Here is a 21,451-nt window from a genome sequence, read left to right as displayed (position 1 = left end):
ATGGCAACTTTAGCGGTGGATGCGGTATCTGTTGGCTATAATGAAGGTTTAATTATTGACGGGTTAACAGTTGAAATTCCGGAAGGGAAAATTACAACAATTATTGGACCAAATGGTTGTGGGAAGTCCACATTATTAAAAACGGCGTCTCGTATTTTGAAGGCAAAGCAAGGTACTGTTTATCTCGACGGAAAAGCAATTGAGAAACAGCCAACGAAAGAAATTGCAAAGAAAATGGCGATTTTACCACAAACTGCAGAAGTGCCAACGGGTCTTACTGTATTTGAGCTTGTGTCATATGGAAGATTCCCTCATCAAAAAGGGTTTGGCACGTTGAAAGAAGAGGATTATCGCTACATTAACTGGGCACTTGAAGTGACAGGAATGAAAGAATTTGCGAATCGTCCAGCAGAAGCGCTATCAGGTGGCCAACGTCAACGTGTTTGGATCGCAATGGCTCTTGCACAAGGAACAGAATTACTTGTATTGGATGAACCAACAACGTACTTAGATATGGCTCATCAATTAGAAGTATTAAACTTATTGAAAAAGTTAAATGAAGAAGAAGGTAGAACGATTGTTATGGTTATCCATGACTTAAACCACGCTTCTCGTTTCTCTGATCATATGATTGCATTAAAAGCAGGTAAGTTAATGAAACAAGGAACGCCAGATGAAGTTATGACAAGTGAAACACTTCGTAACGTATTTGAGATTGAAGCTCAAATCGTTCCATGTCCAGTAAACTGTAAGCCAATTTGTTTAACATATGATTTAGCGATGATTAGTAATCAATTGCGTAAAAAAGCATAAGTAGAACCCCCTCGTAAAGAGGGGGGCTTCTAATGGACGTTGAGCTTCTTATATATGAATGGGAAGTTGAACGCCCGTTAGAATGGGTTATTAACAACAGTTAATAAATATATATTAATTAATTGTTATCTTTGTTTCTTATAGTTCATTGTAACTTATAAGATAAATACAGCTAGAAGGAGTGGGAACATGAAGAATTTTAAAATGGCACTATTAGCAATGGTACTAGTTGTGACTTCTGTACTATTTGCAGCTTGTTCTAACAAAGAAGAAGAAAAGAAAGCAGATGCAAAGACTGAAGAGCGCACTGTAAAACATGCAAAAGGGGAAATTAAAATTCCTGCAAACCCAAAGAAAATTGCTGACCTTAGTGGTTCAACAGAAGAATTATTAATTTTCGGTATGAAACCGGTTATTACTGCTAATACATCTCAAGAAAAAATTGATGCACATATTGAAAAGAAACTAAAAGACGTTAAACCAGTTGGTTCTGCTTGGGGCGATAAAATTAACATTGAAGCAGTAGCTGCTGCAAAACCAGATTTAATTCTTGTAAATAATCGTCAAGAAAAGATTTATGATCAATTATCTAAAATTGCACCAACAGTTATGTTAAACACTCCATTAGATCAATGGCGTCCAAAATTCGAAGAAGTAGGTCAAATCTTCGGTAAAGAAAAAGAAACAAAAGAATGGTTCAAAAAGTATGATGAAAAAGCAAGCAAATTACATGACAAAATCGTCGCTAAAACTGGTGAAGCAACATTTATGAAAATGGCTGCATATCCAAATGCTTTCCGCGTATATGGTGATTACGGTTACGGTAGCGTAATCTTTAATGATTTAAAACTACCAGCAGTTAAAGGTACACCAACTGATAAACCGTTAGTACAAGTACAAAAAGAAGCTTTAATCGATTACAACCCAGATTACTTATTCGTATTTACAACTGGTGACGGTTCTCAGCGCTTAAAAGAATTCCAAGAAGAATCAATTTGGAAAAACATGAACGCTGTTAAAAATAACCACGTATTTACAATTAAAAATGAAGACTTAAACAAAGGTTACTTCCCACTAGGGAAAGATATGATCTTAGACGAAGTTGCTGAATTCGTTTTAGGTAAATAATGTATAAAGGAAATCACTTTTACTTCGGTAAAGGTGATTTTTTCTTTTTATAAAGGGAATTAATACAGTCTTTCATTTCTTTCTGTTTCTCATTTCGTTTATAATATAAAGTAAGAATGTAGTAAAGAAAGGGGGATGTCGGAAAGTGGTATATTTAAACGACAAACTCAGCGAAACAAAAGTGTTTAAAGACCCAGTACATAAATATGTGCACGTGCGTGATCGTGTTATTTGGGATTTAATCGGAACGAAAGAATTTCAACGCTTGCGCCGTATTAAGCAGCTTGGAACGACATTTTTTACATTTCACGGTGCAGAGCATAGTCGCTTTACTCATTCGTTAGGTGTATACGAAATTATTCGTCGTATGATTGATGATGTGTTTGATGGCAGACCAAATTGGAATGCTGAAGATAGATTGTTATGTTTATGTGCGGCATTACTTCATGATGTCGGTCACGGCCCATTTTCTCACTCGTTTGAAAAAGTATTTTCATTAGATCATGAGAAATTTACGCAAAAGATTATCGTAGGCGATACGGAGATTAATGATGTATTAAGTCGTGTTGATAAGGAGTTTCCACAAAAGGTAGCAGATGTAATTGCAAAAACATCTACTAATAAATTAGCGATTAGTATGATTTCGAGCCAAATTGATGCGGATCGTATGGATTATTTATTAAGAGATGCTTATTTTACAGGCGTAAAGTACGGAAACTTCGATATGGAACGTATACTGCGTGTAATGCGTCCGTATGGGAATCAAGTAGTCATTAAAAATAGTGGTATGCATGCTGTTGAGCATTACATTATGAGTCGTTATCAAATGTATTGGCAAGTATATTTCCACCCGGTAACGCGAAGTGCAGAAGTTATTTTAACGAAGATTTTACACCGTGCGAAATCACTGCACGAGAAGTATTATACATTTAAAAATCATCCTGTTCATTTCTATTCTTTATTTGAAGAAGAAGTAACAGTAGAGGATTATTTAAAGTTAGACGAGAACGTTATGTATTACTACTTCCAAGTATGGCAGGAAGAAGAAGATTCAATTTTAAGCGATTTATGCCGCCGTTTTATGAATCGAAATCTATTTAAATATGTAGAGTTTACAGATAAACACGGTTTAGATAATTGGATGGAATTAAGTAGTTTATTTAAAAAGATTGGACTTGATCCGGAGTATTATTTAGTAGTTGATTCAACATCAGACTTACCGTATGACTTTTATCGTGCAGGAGAAGAAGAAGAGCGTCTACCAATCCTACTTCTTATGCCAAACGGAGAGCTTAGAGAGCTTTCACGTGAGTCGGATATTGTTGAGGCGATTACAGGTAAGAAAAGAACGGATCAAAAGCTATTCTATCCACATGATTTAATCTATGAAGATGGAAGAAAAGGAAAATATAAAGAGAGAATTATTGAGTTGTTAGAAGGAAAGAAATAAGAAGCAGCTAATGGCTGCTTCTTATGAAAAAACTTGAAATTATTTGTCACTTAAGCGTTTTCCGCCAACTGCATAATGGTTTTTAGACATTTCTTCGATGAAAACAACGATGTTTTCTTCAGGAGCACCAGTTGTTTCGCTTACTGCTGCTGTTACTTTTTCAGCAAGAGCTTTCTTTTGTTCTTCTGTGCGTCCTTCTAGCATTTTCACTGTTACGTATGGCATGTACAATCGCTCCTTTTATGTAAGTTACACTCTTATTATAGCGGATTATGGGGAAGAACAATCGAAAAAACAAATAATTTCTTTTTTTGACATATGGAAGAGGAGATGAAGCATGGATCAGTTATTTAGATACCCGTTGCACCAAATTCCCTTGGTAGCAATGGCCATTATTATCGCATTATCAGTTCATGAATTTGCACATGCATATGTAGCATATAAATTTGGAGACGATACAGCAAAGAGACAAGGCCGTTTAACGTTATCACCGATGGCACACTTAGATCCTATAGGTTTGATTGCAGTATTAATTCTTGGATTCGGTTGGGCAAGACCGGTTCCTGTTAACCCATATAACTTTAAAAGACCGCGTCTTGCAGGTATATTAGTTTCAATTGCAGGGCCGATTAGTAACTTAATTTTAAGCGCAATTGGTTTAATTATTTGGTATAGCTTAGTAAAATTTGGTGTATTATACTCAATTCCATCTGCAGTAGCAGATACGTTAGCTCAATTTTTCCAGATTTTTATTATGCTGAATATCGTTTTACTTGTATTTAACTTATTACCGATCCCGCCACTTGATGGGTATCGAGTTGTGGAAGATTTAGCGCCAGCAAATATTCGCGCGAAAATGACACAGTATGAAAAATACGGGGCAATTGCGTTATTAATTCTCGTTATTACACCGCTTAGTAATTACACAATTCAACCTATTTTCCAGGTAGTTATTCCGCATGTATTTGTATTTTTAGATAGCATCATTGCGCCTATTTTTGGCCTTTTATAATTTTTAAGTGAGGAGGATTTTACATATGACAGAGAAAAAGAAAAAAATCGGTTTTAATATCGTGAAAAATGATTCAACAGATGGACATGGTGGATTTGGTGTTGGGGCATTAAGCTTAGAAAACATTTCACCTGTATTTGTTGATGTACTAGAGAAAACTGCATTCGTTGATATTGGTGCGATGCACGCGCGTAGTACAGTAGAAAAAGGTATTAAGTTTTTAACAAATAAAGATGAAGTTCCAAACGGAAAACCATTTTGGCTTGTTTGGGTAACGATTGAAAGAACTGCGACAGGTGCGTATTATGCAGGTGTAACAGCTTGTGAAATGACAGTAGACCGTGAAATTCGCCGCGGATATAAATCACTTCCAGAGCACGTAAATAAAATGGATAAATCATTGAAGCGTCACATTATGGTTGACCATATGGATGAATCATCTAAAAAGGTACTTGGTACGTTCTTGAAAGAACATAATGAAGCGATTTGGAACGAATCTAGTGAAGAATTGCGCCGTGCATTATTAAGTGAATAAAAAATAGCTGACGGATGCCCGTCAGCTATTTTTTTACCAAGGAAGATATTTTTTCCACCAACTTGTTTTTTTCTTTTCTTCAGTCGTTTTTTCAAATTCTTCTTTATCATCGACGTGATCCATACAATATTCAGTCGGTTCGGTACCTTTAGCGAAATACATTTTCACAGAAATAGGACAATTTTTTGTAGCAATTTTACCGTTCTCTGGATTGATATTAACCGCTACGACGTCACTTGGTTGTTTAAATTCTTTTTTAGGCTGTCCATCTAAGCCCTTCTCCATCGTATCAGTCCATATTTTCTTCGCATACCCTTGTTCTGCTACGTTTGAAATAGATTTAGGTTGATCATATCCGACCCATACACCTGTTACGATTTGCGGAGTAAATCCGATCATCCAACTATCCGTTTCAGTAGAACCGGATTTTCCTGCATATGTTCTTGATAATTTTGATAACATCGATTGGCCAGTTACAGCAGCATAACTGCTTAGTTTCTTATTAAACATACCAGTCATCATTTCTTCCATTACAAACGCTTTGCTCTTGTCGAGAACTTGTTTACTCTCTAAATGAGCATCGTATAATATATTTCCTTCATGATCCATAATGCGGCGAATGAAAGTAGGTTTTACTTCTTTTCCACCGTTTGCGAACATGCTATAAGCGTTAACCATTTCAATTGGTTTTACTGGTGACGTACCGAGAGCTAGAGAAGGCACATCTTTTAATGCACTTTTAATTCCAAATTGTTTCGCTGTTTTTGCAAGCGCGTCATCTCCTAAAAACAAATTCGTTTTCACAGCATATATGTTATCAGAGACTGCGAGAGCTTGTGCCATCGTTACGAAATCATCTGCATAATAATCTTTATAGTTCTTCGGTTTATACTTTGAAACTCCGTCACCTAAGGTGAATACAGTATATTCGCTTTTTAAGCGCGTAGCAGGCGTGAATCCTCGTTCTAATGCCGCATAATATAGAAATGGCTTAAATGTAGAACCAGGCTGACGAACGGCTTGTGTAGCCCTGTTAAATTGACTCATATTATAATCAGTCCCACCAACAAGAGCAGCCACTTCACCTGTCGTTGGATTCATAGAGACGAGAGCAGTTTGTATGTTTGTTGTATCAGGTATGTGATCTTTTACAGCTTGTTCTGCTACAGCTTGTAGTTTAGGGTCTAGCGTTGTATAAATTCGCAAGCCACCCCGTTGTAAAGCTTGTTCGTCTAATCCAACATCACGAAGGAGCGAAGCTTGTACAGCATCTTGGAAATATGGTGCGACCTCTGCTACTTTTTTCGTATCCAATGAGGCAAAAGTTAGTGGCTCTTTCTTCGCTAAGGCTGCTTGTTGTTTCGTAATATATCCTTGTTCTACCATTTCATCTAATATGAGAGCTTGTCGTCCTTTCGCACGATCCTCTTTCAAAAAGGGAGAATAGACACTTGGCCCTTTCGGGATACCTGCGAGCATACTAGCTTCTGCTAATGTTAACTCTTTTGCCGTTTTATCGAAATATAGACGGGACGCAGCTTCGATGCCATAAGCGCCATGTCCGTAATAAATTGTGTTTAAATATCCTTCTAAAATATGATTTTTATTATAGTTTACTTCAAGGCGGACAGTGTACATTGCCTCTAATAATTTACGTTTCCACGTTTTATCATGATCTAAATACAGATTACGCGCGTATTGTTGTGTAATTGTACTAGCTCCTTGTACTTTTGCCATCGCTTTTAAATCAGCAACAATTGCACCCGCAATCCGTTTCATATCGAAGCCGTGATGTTTATAAAATCTTTGATCTTCAATAGAAAGGGTCGCTTCTTTTACATAAGGTGAAATTTCATTAAGAGATACATTGTAACGTTTTTGCATTTCATTACTTTGTCCTATAACAGTGTCATCATTTGCGTAAAAGACGCTTGTTTGCGGGACCGCAACAGGAGGAGGTCCCATAATTTTTGCAACTATAATAATAATAAAAAAAGAAAAAACGAAGAAAAGGACGCAAGAAAACATTGCGGTGAAGAAAAGACGTTTATATTTTTTAAGTTTTGGATTCATAGTTTGATCCATCTTTTTTCAGCCCCTCATTAATACAAGCGTTATTGTATTAGTATTGAGGGTTTTCGTTTATTTTAAACAATGAAATTTCGAAAATAAAAAAGCCCCTTCCATTAAGAAAGGAGCTCAAAGGCACGTGCTGGCCAATCGGTAATGATGACATCTACACCATAATCAATCATAGTTTGTAAATCTTTGTATTCATTAATTGTATATGGACGGAAAACATACCCTTGCTCTTGTGCTAACTGCACAAATTCTTTCGTTAATAACTGGAAGTTTGGATGTAATCCATTTGCTTCTCTATGTTTTGCTTCGGCAATTGGATCAGAAAGTGGTGTATCATATAAAATTGCTCTTGGGATTTCAGGAGCAATTTCTGCTAATAATGAAACAGAGTCATGGTTAAATGATGAAAATACAATTTGATTAGAAAGATGATATTCACGCACAAGTGCAACAGCTTTTTCCTCAATATTTGGGTAATGAATAACATCTGTCTTTAATTCAATATTTAGTTGTAAGTTCGTTGTGGAAAGCCAAATGAAAACCTCACGCAACGTTGGGATTTTTGCTTCATGGAAAGAAGGGTCTTTATAGCTACCAGCGTCCAATGATTGTAGTTCCTCTACCGTTTTTTCCGAAACAAGTCCAACGCCATTTGTTGTACGATCGACGGTTTCATCGTGAATTACGACAAGTTCACCATCTTTTGATAAGTGGACATCGAGTTCAATTCCGTGAGCGCCAATGCGTTCTGCTTCTTGGAAGGCAATCATCGTATTTTCGGGATGTGTTCCTTTTACTCCGCGGTGAGCGAAAATAAGTGGTTTACTCATGTGAAATTCTCCTTATTATCTCTTTTCTTTCATTATGAAACTGCTTTAGGGAAAATACAATTGAATATGACAAACATTTACAAAAGTCTAACAGTTGCACAAAAGTTAACGTTAACGTAAAATGTAATAATCGAGTGAAGGGAGGAATAAACATGTATAAAATTGATGAAGTAACAAAGCAAGTTGGTTTGACAAAACGTACACTTCGTTATTATGAGGAAATTGGTTTAATTCATCCCCCTGAACGTAGTGAGGGGAACATTCGCCTATATACAGACGGGGATATCGCCAGAATTAAAAAAATTGTGGAAGCGAAAGAAGTGTTAGGAATTACGCTTCAAGAGATGCAGCATTTTTTATCGTTAAAAGAAAGAATGGAGCAAAGAAGAAATAGCGAAAACCCTCGTGATCGTGAAGTGATTCAAGAAATTAAAGATATGCTTGAAAAACAAGTGGAAACGCTAGACGAAAAAATGGAGCAAATGCAACGTGTAAAGGCAGAACTAGAAGATAGTTTACATCGTGCAGTAACATTTTTAGAGAACACAAAAGGAGAGTAATCAAAATGGAGAGCAAACAAAAACTAGGGAGATTGATTACAGTGGTGGCTACCTTCCTTGCCTTTTCGGGTATAGGGGTAGTTGACCCAATTTTGCCAATTATTGCTGAGAAAATTGGTGCAACGCATTGGCAAGTTGAAATGTTATTTACCGCTTATATTTTAACGATGGCAATCATGATGTTACCAGCTGGTATATTTGCATCGAGATTTGGTGATAAACGGATGATGACAATCGGTCTTGCGATTGTGACTGTATTTGCGTTTATATGCGGTATATCGCAAACGATTGCTCAATTATCTCTTTTCCGCGCTGGATGGGGATTAGGAAATGCGATGTTTTTTGCTACAGCAATGACGCTATTAATAGCATTAAGTAAAGAAGTTCATGAAGCAGTAGGATTATACGAAGCAGCTATCGGTTTAGGCATGGCTGGCGGACCATTATTAGGCGGGATATTAGGTGGTTATTCTTGGCGTTATCCGTTTTTCGCGACAAGTATTTTAATTTTCTTAGCATTTATTTTAGTATTCTTTTTTGTAAAAGAACCGGAGCGAAAAGTGAAGCGTAAGGCTGCTGGGGTAGGAGAATTACTTAACCTGGTGAAGTATAAACCGTTTATGCAAGGTGCGATTTCAGGAATGTTATACTACTACGGATTTTTCGTTGTGTTAGCATATTCACCACTTATTATGCATTTATCAGCTATTCAATTAGGCTTTGTATTTTGCGGATGGGGGCTCGCGTTAGCTTACGGTTCTGCAATTTTAGCACATAAGCTAGAAGGGAAATATGAACCAAAAACATTATTAAAGGGTAGTTTACTCGTATTTGCGATTTTCTTAATTGCACTATTCTTTGTGAAAATTATGTGGTTACAAATTACTCTTATCGTTTTATCAGGATTGGCATCTGGCTTAAACAATGCATTATATACAAGTTATGTAATGGATATTTCACCTTATGAAAGATCTGTTACGTCAGGTGTTTATAACTTTGTTCGTTGGTTAGGTGGTGCGATTGCTCCAATTTTATCAGGAATTATCGGTCATACTGTTTCACCACAAAGTCCGTTTTTAGTAGGTGGAATTGTTGTGTTAGTTGGTTGTATTATGATCCTAATTCCAATTCGTAAACCAGTAGAAATAGAGACAAAAGCCCTTTCTTAAGAAAGGGTTTTCTTTCCTTTTGCGGTGCAAACCCTTTCCGCACATATGTTAGAACCCTCTGACTAAAATATATTTTCGGTATTTTTGTACTTTTAACTATACATTTTGGATGTTTTGTTTTATTTTTGTTAGGGGACATTAATGATGTCCCTATTATAAATTTGCATTGAAAGGCGTGATTGTACGATGGAACTATGGTTCACTGAAAAACAAACAAAACATTTTGGGATTACGGCGCGTATTAACCGCACATTACATACGGAGCAAACAGAATTCCAAAAACTTGATATGGTCGAAACGGAAGAGTTCGGAAACATGCTTATTTTAGATGGCATGGTTATGACAACAGAAAAAGATGAGTTCGTTTATCACGAAATGGTAGCACACGTACCTTTATTTACACATCCAAACCCTGAAAACGTATTAGTTGTTGGTGGCGGTGATGGTGGTGTTATTCGTGAAGTGTTAAAACACCCAAGTGTAAAGAAAGCAACTCTTGTTGAAATCGATGGAAAAGTAATTGAGTACTCTAAACAATACTTACCATCAATTGCAGGCGCATTAGATAATGAGCGTGTAGAAGTAAAAGTAGGAGACGGTTTCCTACATATCGCAGAAAGCGAAAATGAATACGATGTAATTATGGTAGATTCTACTGAGCCAGTAGGACCAGCAGTAAACCTATTTACAAAAGGCTTCTACGCTGGAATTTCAAAAGCGTTAAAAGAAGATGGTATTTTCGTTGCACAAACGGACAACCCTTGGTTTACACCAGAACTAATTACAACTGTGTTTAAAGACGTAAAAGAGATCTTCCCAATTACTCGTTTATACACAGCAAACATTCCAACTTACCCAAGTGGTCTTTGGACGTTCACAATTGGATCTAAAAAACATGATCCATTAGAAGTAAGTGAAGAGCGTTTCCACGAAATCGAAACGAAATACTACACAAAAGAATTACACAATGCAGCATTCGCATTACCGAAATTTGTTGGGGATTTAATTAAGTAAGAGAATTGTATCAAACAAATAAAGTGTAAGTAGCTCATTTAAGGTGTTTGTCCAGAAGACTTGAACATGCTAGCTACTTACACTTCTGTAGAGAAAATCGTCTTCTTGTTGTTAAAAAGAAGACCCGGTAAATCGAGAAAGAGGAGCAATTCGCTCCAAATTTGAGAAATAGTGAAAGGTTGGGATACCTTAAGTTCCACATAAGGAGGAAAAGAATATGCGTTTTGATGAAGCTTATTCAGGTAAAGTATTTATTAAAAGTCATCCAAGTTTTGAAGAGTCAAAGGTAGTTATTTATGGGATGCCTATGGATTGGACAGTAAGTTACCGTCCGGGATCTCGTTTTGGCCCTGCACGTATTCGTGAAGTATCAATCGGTCTTGAAGAATATAGCCCGTATTTAGATCGTGAACTAGAAGAGGTAAAATATTTTGATGCGGGTGATATCCCATTACCATTCGGAAACGCACAACGCAGCTTAGACATGATTGAAGAGTATGTATCAAAACTTTTAGATGCCGATAAGTTTCCACTAGGTCTCGGCGGTGAGCACCTAGTGTCTTGGCCAATTTTTAAGGCAATGGCAAAAAAATATCCGGATTTAGCAATCATCCACATGGATGCTCATACTGATTTACGTGAATCGTATGAAGGGGAGCCTTTATCCCACTCTACACCAATTCGTAAAGTGTGTGATTTAATTGGTCCGGAAAACGTATATTCTTTCGGAATTCGTTCTGGAATGAAGGAAGAATTTGAATGGGCGAAAGAAGTAGGTATGAACTTATACAAATTTGACGTATTAGAACCGTTAAAAGAAGTATTACCGAAACTTGCTGGCCGCCCAGTCTATGTCACAATCGACATTGATGTATTAGACCCAGCTCACGCTCCAGGAACAGGAACGTTAGAAGCTGGCGGTATCACATCTAAAGAATTATTAGATTCCATCGTAGCAATTGCAAATTCAAATATAAATGTAGTTGGAGCAGACTTAGTAGAAGTAGCTCCAGTCTACGACCATAGTGATCAAACACCAGTCGCAGCAAGCAAATTCGTGCGGGAAATGCTGCTCGGTTGGGTGAAATAAAAGCGGAAGCGGCTCGCTCAGAATGTGAGGGGGATGGAGTTTCAGACGTAGAGGCGCTTTTTGCCTCGAAGGAAGAAGCGAAGCCACCGATCATTCTAGCCACTGCAGCTAGATAAAGTAAAAGTGAAGCCGACTGTTCAGACCCGGTGACTAAGGTTCTTTCCTTCAAAAGGTGCTTTTTACCTTTTGGCAGGGAAGGTTCTTAGACGCAAGGGTCTAGGAGGCGTAACTGGATAGTAATAAAAGCGGAGGCAGCTCGCTCAGAATCGCAGGTCATTGGAACGCTCGACCGAGAGTGTGAAATGGCTGGAGATTCTAGCCGCTGCAGCTAGATAAAATAAGAGCCCTCTATATGATTAGAGGGCTCTTATTTTGTCGTTATGTGTCGGTAAGTCGATATATTAAAAAAATCGCTGATATAATTCGAGTTGCGCCGATATATTAAAAAAATCGCCGATATAATTCGAGTTGCGCTGATATATTTAAAAAACCGCCGGTATAATTTCATTTACCGTTACGCAACACAAAAAAAAGCTATTCTCAAACGATGGGAATAGCTCTTTTTCTTATGCAACCTTCTCTTCCGGAGTAACTCCGCGAATTTCATCAGCAGAGCGGATTGGATATTTACGGAACACAATAGATCCAATGTATCCGACAATAGTGGTAACGATTCCACATAGTACGGCAGCGATCGTTACTTTTATAACGTCATTAAATCCGAATAGGACAAGAAGACCTGGAATTGGTGATGCTGTTCCTGGTGCATTATTAACAAGCTGGAATAGCGATGTAATAATACCGGCAAGTGCACCGCCAACGAAATTTGTCATATAGATAGGAATTGGATTTGCTGAGACAACATCGGCTTGTGTTAAAGGCTCGATTGCTACAGCAATTGTATCTTTCTTTGAACAAATTTTTAATCGTTTAAAGAAAATAAAGTTCATCGGGGCTGAGGCGGCAACGGCAAGACTACCAATCGCCATTGGTAAACCTGTTAATCCAAGCATTGCAGTTAGTGCCATAGAACTTAGTGGAGAGGTAGAAATAACTGTTATTAATCCACCAAGCATAATACCCATAATGATAGGGCTTTCTGTAGTTGCAACTGAAATCATAGAACCGATTTTACCGAGTGTTGCGTTAACAAGCGGATCCATAAGCATTGCCATTCCGCGTGAGATTGGTGCAGCGATAAATAGGATTGCTAAAAATTCCACGCCAGCTGGTAATTTCTTTTCGAGAAATTTCACGACGAAAGCACAAACGTATCCAGCGAAAAATCCTGGTAAAATACCGAATCCACTAGTAGCGATACCAATTAAAACAGCGTATACGGGGGAAACACCGATTGCTAATGCGACTAAAATCGCTGCTGCGACACCGCTCATACTACCGGAAGCTTCTCCTACTGATTGTAAAAAGTCATTATGAAACATTTCTCCACCTATATAACGGTGAAATGCTTCAATAAGAAAACTTGCGATTGCTGCATTAGCTAAAGCACCCATCGCCTTCATTCCATAAGGCGCACGGTAACTAAAAAGTGTAAATAGACAAAGTACAACAAGTAATAGTGCTAAACCTTGCAAGATAGCCATTTGAAAACTGTCTCCTTTGATTTTTGTAATAAAAATTCGTATCATTCAATAATAATATAAAAGTGTATGAAACGGAAAAATTTTTTCTTGGGAACTTGCTGTAAGAAAAAATCCCTTACAATAATGTAAGGAAAGTGTAAGACTTTTAGATAGAGTATAGTATGCTCTTTTCCGTATAATACAAGTATAGATATAATACTAGTGAGAAAGAAGTGCAAACAGGAGGTTCATGTATGAAATTGGTAATTAAAGTTTTAGCTATATTCGCCATTATTCTAGGTGGAACAGCGTATTATTTGAACACAAAAACAGAAGGTGTACATGCTTTTGTAGACAACTTCTTTTCAAATAAAGAAATACAAGATTATTATGCGGTTATAGATAAAGGTGAGAAAAAAGACGGAGAATACTTGTATACTTTTAAAGGGTATACAGAAGACGGAAAGTTACAGATCATTAAAAGAATGATGAACCGTGAATTGCATACGGGGGCGTTTATAAAAATTTATGCAAAAGGTATGCAAGGAAAAGGATGGGCTGAAATCCCGAAAGAATCTATTCCACAAAAAGCGTTGGAAAAAATAGAAAAACCATAAAAGGAGCGACTCATTCGCTCCTTTTTAGTGGGTTAAAATAGTGATAGATGTTTTTTCCTTGTTAGAAATAATTTTTGCACGTCCACCAATTGGGAAAGTGAAAATCGGGGTTGTATGCCCGAAACTTGCGTTTGCAATGATAGGAATATGTGCAAGTTCAGGTTTTGAAGCAATCATTTCTTGAATGTCTTCTATCGTACATTCTGCACCTTTTTGCATCTTTCCTATAATGATTCCCTTTATGTATTCAAAATCTTGCTGCTGCATAAGGGAATGTAAATAACGATCAAAAGTTTTAAGAGTAGATGTTCCAGTTAAACTATCTTCTTCAATAAATAAAATTTTGTGCTTTAAATTTGGCATATATGGTGTGCCTTGCAGTAAGTTAAATGTGCTCATATTGCCACCGATAATATCTTCCGTAGCTTCTCCTTCCTGAATTGAAACGTATCCTTCATTTTTAATAAATTCTCGATTTTCCTGATCTATATACCAAGAATCATCGCTCCATGTTTCAGATGGCAGGACTTCAATAGGCTCATTAGAAGTTAAGCACTTTAAAAAGTAATCGGTTGTATACCCGAGCCCTTTCTCCATTCCAAACGAAGAGAAATGGGGTCCTGAATATGTAACAAGCCCTGTTTTTGCGTAAATTGCATTATTTAAGGCAGTAATATCAGAATAACCACAGAAAAATTTCGGGTTTTCACGAATTAAATCATAATCGAGATGTTTCAATAAACCATTTGAGTTGTATCCGCCAAGTGTAGTCAAAATAGCTTTTACATTAGGGTCTCCAAATGCTTCATGGAGGTCTTGAATGCGGGAAGAAATAGAGGAGGAAGCAAATCGATCTATCTCATCAGCATATTTTGAGAATGTAACTTGAAAGCCCATGTCAGTTAATCTTTTTATAGCAAGTTTTCTATTTTCATTTGAAACAATACTTAAACTACACGATGGTGAAATCACTCGTATTTCATCACCCTTTTTTAACTTTGTTGGTATCACTATATTCACCTCTTTAATTGAAAGAATATTTAGATTTAAAAAATATTTTATCATATGAAATAAAGTAGAAGTGAATTATTTTTTGAAATGGAGTTTTCCTGATTTTTCAGCAGACAGACAGAGTCTTTTTTTGATATGATAGGAAAAGTGATTTATTATAAGTAGTATTTAATATCTATAACATTTGAAAGGTGTGCAAGACGTGGAGAAACAACTTGCAGGCTTGCCGGTACACGTTCATTTCGTAACAGAAATCCGTGAAGGGGCGAGGAAGGAAACCGTTGCTTTTGAAGCAAATGGTCAATACTATGTAAAAGGTCAAGGTACATATGTAACATTCCAGGAGCCGAACGAACAAGGCGAAGTGAAAACAATTATTAAAATTCAAGATGAACAAGTTCTCATTATGCGTTCAGGTGCTGTTTCTATGCGTCAGACGCATGTGAAAGGTGAATGGACAACTGGTACGTATACGAGTGAACTTGGTACGTTTGCATTGCAAACAAAGACTGATAACGTTCTTTTTAAATGGTCGGATGAAAAGAAAAAAGGACAACTCTTCTTAACTTACGCATTGCTTCTAAGTGAACAAGAAGCTGGCAGATATACTATTACAATTAATTTGAAGGAGGCAAAATAATGAATTCCTTAGAACAAGTAAAAGGATTGATTAAAGAAGAAATTCAGGCTGCTGTATTAAAGGCAGAATTAGCGACAGAAGAACAGATTCCAAACGTTGTATTAGAATCTCCAAAAGATAAAACAAATGGTGACTTCTCTACAAATATGGCAATGCAACTTGCACGCGTTGCGAAAAAAGCACCTCGTATGATTGCAGAAGAACTAGTTGCAAACTTCGATAAAGCAAAAGCTTCTATTGAAAAAATCGAAATCGCTGGTCCTGGTTTTATTAACTTCTATATGGATAATAGCTACTTAACAGATTTAATTCCAACAATCGTAAACGCTGGTGAAGCTTACGGTGAAACGAATACTGGTAAAGGTGAAAAAGTACAAGTTGAGTTCGTATCTGCGAATCCAACAGGTGACCTTCACTTAGGACATGCACGTGGTGCGGCAGTAGGTGACACTTTATGTAACTTATTAGCAAAAGCAGGCTACGATGTATCTCGTGAGTACTACATTAATGATGCTGGTAACCAAATTCATAACTTAGCTCTTTCTGTTGAAGCTCGTTACATGCAAGCTTTAGGCTTAGATAAAGAAATGCCAGAAGACGGTTATCATGGTGCGGATATCATTGGAATCGGTAAACGTTTAGCTGAAGAATTCGGCGATCGTTATGCGAAAGCTGATGAAAAAGAAAGTTATGAATTCTATCGTGAATACGGTTTAAAATATGAATTAGCAAAACTTCAAAAAGACTTAGAAAGCTTCCGTGTTAAATTTGATGTATGGTTCTCAGAAACATCACTATACAAAAACGGAAAAATCGATCAAGCTCTTGCTGTATTAAAAGAGCGTGAAGAGATCTTTGAAGAAGACGGCGCAACTTGGTTCCGTTCAATGACTTACGGCGATGACAAAAATCGTGTATTAATTAAAAACGACGGTTCTTACACATACTTAACGCCAGATATCGCGTATCACCGTGATAAATTAGAGCGCGGTTTTGATAAGTTAATCAACATTTGGGGTGCTGACCACCACGGTTACATTCCTCGTATGAAGGCTGCTATTCAAGCACTTGGTTACGATAAAGACACGCTTGAAGTAGAAATCATCCAAATGGTACAACTATACCAAAATGGTGAAAAAATGAAGATGAGTAAGCGTACGGGTAAAGCAGTTACACTTCGTGAGCTTATGGAAGAAGTAGGCGTGGACGCAATGCGTTACTTCTTCGCAATGCGTAGCGGTGATTCTCATTTAGACTTCGATATGGACTTAGCTGTATCAAAATCTAATGAAAACCCAGTATACTATGCACAATATGCTCATGCTCGCGTATGCAGTATCCTTCGTCAAGGCGAAGAATTAGGATTAGCTGTAGATGGAGATGTGAACTATAAACTTGTTACTTCTGAGAAAGAAGTAGAGTTACTGAAAAAACTTGGTGAATTCCCAGCGGTAGTTGCGGATGCAGCACAAAAACGTCTACCACACCGTATTACAAACTATGCATTTGAATTAGCAGCAACATTACACAGCTTCTACAATGCAGAAAAAGTATTAAACCAAGATAACTTAGAATTAAGTAAAGCTCGTTACGAGTTAATGAAAGCAGTACGCACTACACTTCAAAATGCATTAGCAATCGTAGGAGTATCTGCACCAGAAAAAATGTAATGAAGAAAAGCGGAAGCGGCTCGTTTAGAATAGGAGGGGGATGGAGCTCCTGACAGAGAGGTGTACTTTGCCTCGGAGGAAGGCGCGAAGCCACCGAGTATTCTAGCCGCTGGAACTGGACAATAAAGAAAAGCGGAGCCGACTGTTTAGTCCCGAAGGCTAAGGTTCTTTCCCACAGAAGATGCATTTTATCTTCTCGTGGGGAAGGTTCTTAGACAGAAGGGGCTAGGAGGCAGAGCTGGACATAAAGAAAAGCGGAAGCGGACTTTCGTTTTTAAATAAAAGGCAATCACACGATGTTGTGATTGCCTTTTTATGTGGAGATAATAAAAAAAATTTATCAAACAAAAGGGGAATTTGCGTCGTCTTATATAAATGACAGGAGGCTTATGATGGAAGAAAAGATAGAAGAATTAATTGATATATATAAGCAGCAAATATATTCCTTATGCTATAAGTTAGCGAAAACGAAAGAAGATGCGGAAGATATTTTTCAAGAGACGTGGATAAAGGTTTTTTCATCAAGGCACCAACTTTTTTATGTGGATAATTATAAAAAGTGGATTACTACAATTTGCGTTCGTACATTTTATGACTTTTACCGCAAGAAGAAAAGATGGAAAGATCGCGTCTTAGATTTATTTTATAAAGAAGATGGTGGAGAAATAGATTTCGCAGATGATGTGAATATATCAGAAGAATTTATTCAAAAAGTGGAAGCGGAAATGATACGGGAAGTTATACAGCTATTGAATGAAAAATATAAAACCGTGCTCGTACTCTACTATTATGAACAATACTCTTATAAAGAAATGAGCGAAATATTAAATATACCGATTGGTACAGTGAAATATCGCCTTAATTATGCGAAGAAGCAAATGCGAGAACATTTGGAGGGGTTCGTTTATGACAGAAGATAAATTTGAACAGAAGGTAAAGAGTAGCTTAGCAGAAGAGATAACTCCAAGCGAAGAGCTAATAAATAACACGAAGCAGGGCGTGCGAAAGGCTCAGAAGTTAGAGAGGAAATGGATGATTTGTATTCACACCATTTGGATTGTTTTGTTAACAATTGTTATAGAACAATTTGTCACACATTTGGATTATAAAATTCCTATGTTGATAGCCATTGTGATTATGATGCATGTATACATTCCGATATATGTTGTAATACAGTCATTTTTAAAGAAGGAGTATAGATTACATGAAAGAGTTCGCTAATCCGTTTGTACTATTTGAAGTAGCTGGAGTGACGATGTTTTTAGCTTTTATAGCACTTTTAATATGTGTTGCATCATGGGTATATACAGATGCTAAAGCACATCAAATGAGCAAAGGATGGAGTATTTTAGCAGTTATATTGCCATTCTTTATTGGGTTTTTATTATATATGGTAAGAAGAAGTAAAAAGAAGGTTGAAGGAGAATGTAAGGTGAATTTTGTTAAAAAACAGAAAGTAACATTAGTTGCGATATTGGCAAGCACAATGTTTGTATTACTTAGTGGTTTTACTTTTGCACAAACGTTAGATGATGCATGGAGAGCCGGGGATATATATTTAGCAAATGAGAAGCAAGGGAAAACAAGTTATGAGGCAAAATTCTCATCATGGGATATTGCCAGTAAGGATATTGAATTTCAGTATGAAAAGGATACAGAAGTGACATTTTCTTATGAGACAGATGCAAAACGAGGAAACTTATGTTTTAGTGTGTATGAAAGACAAGGAGAAGGTATAAAAGAGTTAAAGGAAATTTGTGAATCGAAAAAAGGTACTTTTACAGTTACTTTAAAAGCAAATGAAGAATATGTATTGAATATAAGCGGATTAACAGTAAAAGATGGATTTGTAAAAGTGAATTGGCAAGAGAAATAAAAGGGGCCCTATAAAGGACCTCTTTTTTATTGAATAGTATAAGTAACAGAAAAACTAACAGGACTATAGTAAACGTAAGGTGCATGAAATTGAACATACATATTTCCATCTGTTTTTGCAGTGAAAATTCGGCCGTAACCATCAGAATAACGTCCAATTAGGTTATGATTTGAGTCATAAACACTGTAACTAGGAGTTTTGCTGTTAGGATGAATTGTTAGTTCTTGTCCTTTTTGAAGGAAAATAGGTTTTTGTTCAGAACTACCTCCAGTTTGCAAAGAATAAAATTTTGTAAAGCTTTGTTCTTGAGCGGCAGCAGCGACTTTTGTTTCAGGAATAAACGCAGTAGCTCCAGTAATTCCTGCTAAAGTTAATGCACCTGCTAAAATCATTTTTTTCATAATAGAAAAAGCCTCCTTATTAGTTGTAATCAGTTTTGTTACAATTAATATTGTATACGATAATGGGTAGGATAAAATATGCTTTTATGCATATATATTTTTTCTCAATAAAAGACCACCGATAAAATCAGTGGTCTTTTAAATGATTAAGCAGCTTTCTGTTCAGTTTGAGGAACAGGTTTTTGAAGCGAGTTATAAACTCCTGTTCCGATAACGTCTAATGCCATTCTCATTCGTTCAGGTGAAATGTTTTCTAATACGTTATCTTGAGGTGTATGGTATACCTTCTCAATATGATAGATTAATGGATTCCAACTATCGACACCCATCCAAATGAATAGAGCAGCAGGAATACCAGCTTCAGCAAATGGAACATGATCACTAGAACCGAATTTACCTTGTAGGATGAGGTTATTATTTAGTTGTTTACCTGCTTGCAAGGCAGCGTCTGTTACAAAGTTTGTAGAGCCATCAGGTGTCATAGCATATAAATTCTTTGCTTTATCATAATTTGTTGCAACCATGTCGGCGTTAAAGACACCTAAAATACGGTCGCGTTCTTTTTGGGATAGACTATTCACGTAATAATCCGAACCAAGTAATCCAGTTTCTTCAGAACCAAAGGTAATAAAGCGAATTTCTTTATCAGTTTCTACATTTTGAAAAGCACGAGCTAGTTCTAATACTAATCCAGTTCCAGAAGCATTATCATTTGCGCCAGGTGCTCCGACAACACTATCATAGTGCGAGCTTACAACGACTGCTTTTTCATTACCTGTACTCTTCTTTGGTTTCTTTTTGGCGATAACATTTAGAGATGTTAATTTAGATTCATGTCTCGCTTTTAGGGAAAGAATTGTTGTCCCTTTTTTAGCGATTTCTTCTTTAAATGCATTTCCTTGCGCATAAGCAAGACCAAAGACAGGGATAGATTGCTTTTTCATTAGGCGGGGATTGAAGGTTTGTCCATAATTTCCGCGTCCGCCAATTAAACTGTATAAAAGAACACCTTTTGCACCTTTGCTAACAGCATTTTCAACTTGTTTATTATAGTCGGTAACTGTCGTTCCTCTTTCAAATAAAACAATTTTACCGTTTACTTCATTTGGAATATCTTCTAATTTTGTCCCACCTTGAACAAAGATAAGGGGAGCTGTAACAGCTTCTGTAGAAATTAGTGCATTAGGAGCAGCACCAGCTTGCCAATTACGTTTTGTTGATAGGGGTGATTCAATGAATCCAACGTATTGATCGGGCACCTGAAATGGTTGATATTCTACTTCATAGCCCATTGATTTAAGCTGCATACCAATGTAACGAGAAGCCCATTCTTCGGATTTTGTTCCACCGGGGCGAGGACCAATTGTTTCAGATAAGAAACGAACATGTTCAATCGCGCGGTTTGGATCAATCTGTTTTGTAATAGATGGAGTTTGTGTAACCTCTGACGTGGAATCCGCTTTTGCTTGCCCAATTGGAGCTAAGCTAACAGCAAGTGATACAGCAAGCAAAGAGCTTACTATTTTTTGTTTCAATGATTTTCTCATTTTTTCCTCTCCTATTCTTCTATTCTCTCTGACTGACAAAAGAAGACGGATAATGACTTTATTTTACCTTCACACCTTTTATTTTTCAATATTCTGACATTGAGAAATAAAAAAACGATATATGCATATTTGCATATTTTTGAGGGAGATATGTATGCTATCATTTTAAACGAAGGTTCGCTTTCTACTCTGAAAGCTCCTACATTGCATGAATCTAGTGTACCCAAACTTTAGATTATGTAGAGGAATGGAACCACTGTAGGGTTTCATTTCTCATGTTTGAATCAGTTGATGGTAATTATGTTTCCGCATTTCATAATTATTATCAGTGATATATGTAAGGCATCCATATGAAAATAAGAGGCTGTTCAAAGGTTTTCCGTACTTTTGGGCAGCCTCACCCCGTTAAAAGGACGATACTTT

At 36.8% G+C, this 21,451-nt stretch carries 22 protein-coding genes; 15 read left to right on the top strand and 7 right to left on the bottom strand.

The window, feature by feature from the left end:
• The 3 genes from ES895_RS16260 (at nt 1) to ES895_RS16250 (ending at nt 3,391) form a co-directional block, all read left to right on the top strand.
• Nucleotides 1-813, top strand: a complete 813-nt coding sequence (locus ES895_RS16260) for an ABC transporter ATP-binding protein (RefSeq protein ID WP_000212068.1) — start codon at nt 1-3, stop codon at nt 811-813.
• Nucleotides 814-1,002: 189 nt separating this feature from the next.
• Nucleotides 1,003-1,941: an ABC transporter substrate-binding protein gene (locus ES895_RS16255; RefSeq protein WP_000787724.1), complete on the top strand. Its 939-nt coding sequence runs from the start codon at nt 1,003-1,005 to the stop codon at nt 1,939-1,941.
• 145 nt (nt 1,942-2,086) lie between these two features.
• Complete coding sequence (locus tag ES895_RS16250) at nt 2,087-3,391, top strand: HD domain-containing protein (RefSeq protein ID WP_000262731.1); 1,305 nt, start codon at nt 2,087-2,089, stop codon at nt 3,389-3,391.
• Between the two features lie 39 nt (nt 3,392-3,430).
• Here ES895_RS16250 and ES895_RS16245 read toward each other — a convergent pair whose 3' ends face one another.
• Complete coding sequence (locus ES895_RS16245) at nt 3,431-3,616, bottom strand: 2-hydroxymuconate tautomerase (protein ID WP_001147171.1); 186 nt, start codon at nt 3,614-3,616, stop codon at nt 3,431-3,433.
• A gap of 112 nt (nt 3,617-3,728) precedes the next feature.
• Here ES895_RS16245 and ES895_RS16240 point away from each other — a divergent pair, with 112 nt between their 5' ends.
• Both ES895_RS16240 and ES895_RS16235 read left to right on the top strand, forming a co-directional pair.
• Nucleotides 3,729-4,403: a site-2 protease family protein gene (locus ES895_RS16240; RefSeq protein ID WP_000372455.1), complete on the top strand. Its 675-nt coding sequence runs from the start codon at nt 3,729-3,731 to the stop codon at nt 4,401-4,403.
• A gap of 25 nt (nt 4,404-4,428) precedes the next feature.
• Nucleotides 4,429-4,938 (top strand): YwhD family protein, encoded by a 510-nt coding sequence (locus tag ES895_RS16235; RefSeq protein WP_000136678.1) that lies wholly within the window; start codon nt 4,429-4,431, stop codon nt 4,936-4,938.
• A 33-nt stretch (nt 4,939-4,971) separates the two neighbouring features.
• On the opposite strand, the gene ES895_RS16230 is transcribed toward ES895_RS16235, so the two are convergent.
• Together ES895_RS16230 and ES895_RS16225 are read right to left on the bottom strand one after the other, a co-directional pair.
• Complete coding sequence (locus ES895_RS16230) at nt 4,972-7,023, bottom strand: transglycosylase domain-containing protein (RefSeq protein ID WP_000372949.1); 2,052 nt, start codon at nt 7,021-7,023, stop codon at nt 4,972-4,974.
• Nucleotides 7,024-7,124: 101 nt separating this feature from the next.
• Nucleotides 7,125-7,850 carry a glycerophosphodiester phosphodiesterase gene (locus ES895_RS16225; protein WP_000042788.1) on the bottom strand — a complete coding sequence of 242 codons (726 nt, stop codon included), beginning with the start codon at nt 7,848-7,850 and terminating at the stop codon, nt 7,125-7,127.
• Between the two features lie 152 nt (nt 7,851-8,002).
• Between ES895_RS16225 and ES895_RS16220 the strand changes: the two genes are divergently transcribed.
• The 4 genes from ES895_RS16220 (at nt 8,003) to speB (ending at nt 11,683) form a co-directional block, all read left to right on the top strand.
• The gene (locus tag ES895_RS16220; RefSeq protein ID WP_000276578.1) at nt 8,003-8,410 is read left to right on the top strand and encodes a MerR family transcriptional regulator; all 408 of its coding nucleotides are present in this window, start codon (nt 8,003-8,005) and stop codon (nt 8,408-8,410) included.
• Between the two features lie 5 nt (nt 8,411-8,415).
• Nucleotides 8,416-9,579, top strand: coding sequence for an MFS transporter (locus ES895_RS16215; RefSeq protein WP_000444239.1), 1,164 nt, complete (start codon nt 8,416-8,418; stop codon nt 9,577-9,579).
• A 186-nt stretch (nt 9,580-9,765) separates the two neighbouring features.
• Nucleotides 9,766-10,593 (top strand): polyamine aminopropyltransferase, encoded by an 828-nt coding sequence (gene speE / locus ES895_RS16210; protein ID WP_000424696.1) that lies wholly within the window; start codon nt 9,766-9,768, stop codon nt 10,591-10,593.
• Nucleotides 10,594-10,810: 217 nt separating this feature from the next.
• A complete protein-coding gene (gene speB / locus ES895_RS16205) occupies nt 10,811-11,683 on the top strand; it encodes an agmatinase (RefSeq protein WP_001209831.1) in 873 nt (290 codons plus the stop codon).
• Nucleotides 11,684-12,249: 566 nt separating this feature from the next.
• On the opposite strand, the gene ES895_RS16200 is transcribed toward speB, so the two are convergent.
• Nucleotides 12,250-13,287, bottom strand: coding sequence for a PTS sugar transporter subunit IIC (locus tag ES895_RS16200; RefSeq protein ID WP_098005335.1), 1,038 nt, complete (start codon nt 13,285-13,287; stop codon nt 12,250-12,252).
• Nucleotides 13,288-13,520: 233 nt separating this feature from the next.
• On the opposite strand from ES895_RS16200, the gene ES895_RS16195 reads away from it, so the two are divergent.
• A complete protein-coding gene (locus ES895_RS16195) occupies nt 13,521-13,883 on the top strand; it encodes a YxeA family protein (RefSeq protein ID WP_000779915.1) in 363 nt (120 codons plus the stop codon).
• A gap of 24 nt (nt 13,884-13,907) precedes the next feature.
• On the opposite strand, the gene ES895_RS16190 is transcribed toward ES895_RS16195, so the two are convergent.
• Complete coding sequence (locus ES895_RS16190) at nt 13,908-14,894, bottom strand: S66 family peptidase (RefSeq protein WP_135238483.1); 987 nt, start codon at nt 14,892-14,894, stop codon at nt 13,908-13,910.
• A 202-nt stretch (nt 14,895-15,096) separates the two neighbouring features.
• Between ES895_RS16190 and ES895_RS16185 the strand changes: the two genes are divergently transcribed.
• From ES895_RS16185 to ES895_RS16165, 5 genes are all read left to right on the top strand, one after another.
• Nucleotides 15,097-15,534: a YwiB family protein gene (locus ES895_RS16185; protein ID WP_000414867.1), complete on the top strand. Its 438-nt coding sequence runs from the start codon at nt 15,097-15,099 to the stop codon at nt 15,532-15,534.
• Nucleotides 15,534-17,204: an arginine--tRNA ligase gene (argS, locus tag ES895_RS16180; protein WP_001086446.1), complete on the top strand. Its 1,671-nt coding sequence runs from the start codon at nt 15,534-15,536 to the stop codon at nt 17,202-17,204. The genes ES895_RS16185 and argS overlap by 1 nt, the downstream gene beginning before the upstream one ends.
• 392 nt (nt 17,205-17,596) lie before the next feature.
• Nucleotides 17,597-18,124, top strand: a complete 528-nt coding sequence (locus tag ES895_RS16175) for an RNA polymerase sigma factor (RefSeq protein WP_058840350.1) — start codon at nt 17,597-17,599, stop codon at nt 18,122-18,124.
• Nucleotides 18,111-18,425, top strand: coding sequence for a hypothetical protein (locus tag ES895_RS16170; RefSeq protein ID WP_000133823.1), 315 nt, complete (start codon nt 18,111-18,113; stop codon nt 18,423-18,425). Before ES895_RS16175 ends, ES895_RS16170 begins: the two co-directional genes overlap by 14 nt.
• Nucleotides 18,409-19,080 (top strand): hypothetical protein, encoded by a 672-nt coding sequence (locus tag ES895_RS16165; RefSeq protein WP_000657192.1) that lies wholly within the window; start codon nt 18,409-18,411, stop codon nt 19,078-19,080. Before ES895_RS16170 ends, ES895_RS16165 begins: the two co-directional genes overlap by 17 nt.
• A gap of 26 nt (nt 19,081-19,106) precedes the next feature.
• Here ES895_RS16165 and ES895_RS16160 read toward each other — a convergent pair whose 3' ends face one another.
• Nucleotides 19,107-19,481, bottom strand: coding sequence for a hypothetical protein (locus ES895_RS16160; RefSeq protein ID WP_135238482.1), 375 nt, complete (start codon nt 19,479-19,481; stop codon nt 19,107-19,109).
• Between the two features lie 146 nt (nt 19,482-19,627).
• The gene (locus ES895_RS16155) at nt 19,628-21,028 is read right to left on the bottom strand and encodes a M28 family metallopeptidase (protein ID WP_001232226.1); all 1,401 of its coding nucleotides are present in this window, start codon (nt 21,026-21,028) and stop codon (nt 19,628-19,630) included.
• Nucleotides 21,029-21,451: the final 423 nt, after the last annotated feature.

The organism is Bacillus sp. 007/AIA-02/001, assembly GCF_004634455.1.
Lineage (GTDB): Bacteria > Bacillota > Bacilli > Bacillales > Bacillaceae_G > Bacillus_A > Bacillus_A cereus.
The sequence above is the reverse complement of the archived record's forward strand: the minus strand, read 5'-3'. Positions and strand labels throughout refer to the sequence as shown.

Bases quoted from the DNA above. Each gene is read 5' to 3' on its own strand.
- ES895_RS16260 (WP_000212068.1), top strand. From the start codon at position 1: ATGGCAACTTTAGCGGTGGATGCGGTATCTGTTGGCTATAATGAAGGT.
- ES895_RS16255 (WP_000787724.1), top strand. From the start codon at position 1,003: ATGAAGAATTTTAAAATGGCACTATTAGCAATGGTACTAGTTGTGACT.
- ES895_RS16245 (WP_001147171.1), bottom strand. From the start codon at position 3,616: ATGCCATACGTAACAGTGAAAATGCTAGAAGGACGCACAGAAGAACAA.
- ES895_RS16240 (WP_000372455.1), top strand. From the start codon at position 3,729: ATGGATCAGTTATTTAGATACCCGTTGCACCAAATTCCCTTGGTAGCA.
- ES895_RS16235 (WP_000136678.1), top strand. From the start codon at position 4,429: ATGACAGAGAAAAAGAAAAAAATCGGTTTTAATATCGTGAAAAATGAT.
- ES895_RS16230 (WP_000372949.1), bottom strand. From the start codon at position 7,023: ATGGATCAAACTATGAATCCAAAACTTAAAAAATATAAACGTCTTTTC.
- ES895_RS16225 (WP_000042788.1), bottom strand. From the start codon at position 7,850: ATGAGTAAACCACTTATTTTCGCTCACCGCGGAGTAAAAGGAACACAT.
- ES895_RS16220 (WP_000276578.1), top strand. From the start codon at position 8,003: ATGTATAAAATTGATGAAGTAACAAAGCAAGTTGGTTTGACAAAACGT.
- ES895_RS16215 (WP_000444239.1), top strand. From the start codon at position 8,416: ATGGAGAGCAAACAAAAACTAGGGAGATTGATTACAGTGGTGGCTACC.
- speE (WP_000424696.1), top strand. From the start codon at position 9,766: ATGGAACTATGGTTCACTGAAAAACAAACAAAACATTTTGGGATTACG.
- speB (WP_001209831.1), top strand. From the start codon at position 10,811: ATGCGTTTTGATGAAGCTTATTCAGGTAAAGTATTTATTAAAAGTCAT.
- ES895_RS16200 (WP_098005335.1), bottom strand. From the start codon at position 13,287: ATGGCTATCTTGCAAGGTTTAGCACTATTACTTGTTGTACTTTGTCTA.
- ES895_RS16195 (WP_000779915.1), top strand. From the start codon at position 13,521: ATGAAATTGGTAATTAAAGTTTTAGCTATATTCGCCATTATTCTAGGT.
- argS (WP_001086446.1), top strand. From the start codon at position 15,534: ATGAATTCCTTAGAACAAGTAAAAGGATTGATTAAAGAAGAAATTCAG.
- ES895_RS16175 (WP_058840350.1), top strand. From the start codon at position 17,597: ATGGAAGAAAAGATAGAAGAATTAATTGATATATATAAGCAGCAAATA.
- ES895_RS16170 (WP_000133823.1), top strand. From the start codon at position 18,111: ATGACAGAAGATAAATTTGAACAGAAGGTAAAGAGTAGCTTAGCAGAA.
- ES895_RS16165 (WP_000657192.1), top strand. From the start codon at position 18,409: ATGAAAGAGTTCGCTAATCCGTTTGTACTATTTGAAGTAGCTGGAGTG.
- ES895_RS16160 (WP_135238482.1), bottom strand. From the start codon at position 19,481: ATGAAAAAAATGATTTTAGCAGGTGCATTAACTTTAGCAGGAATTACT.
- ES895_RS16155 (WP_001232226.1), bottom strand. From the start codon at position 21,028: ATGAGAAAATCATTGAAACAAAAAATAGTAAGCTCTTTGCTTGCTGTA.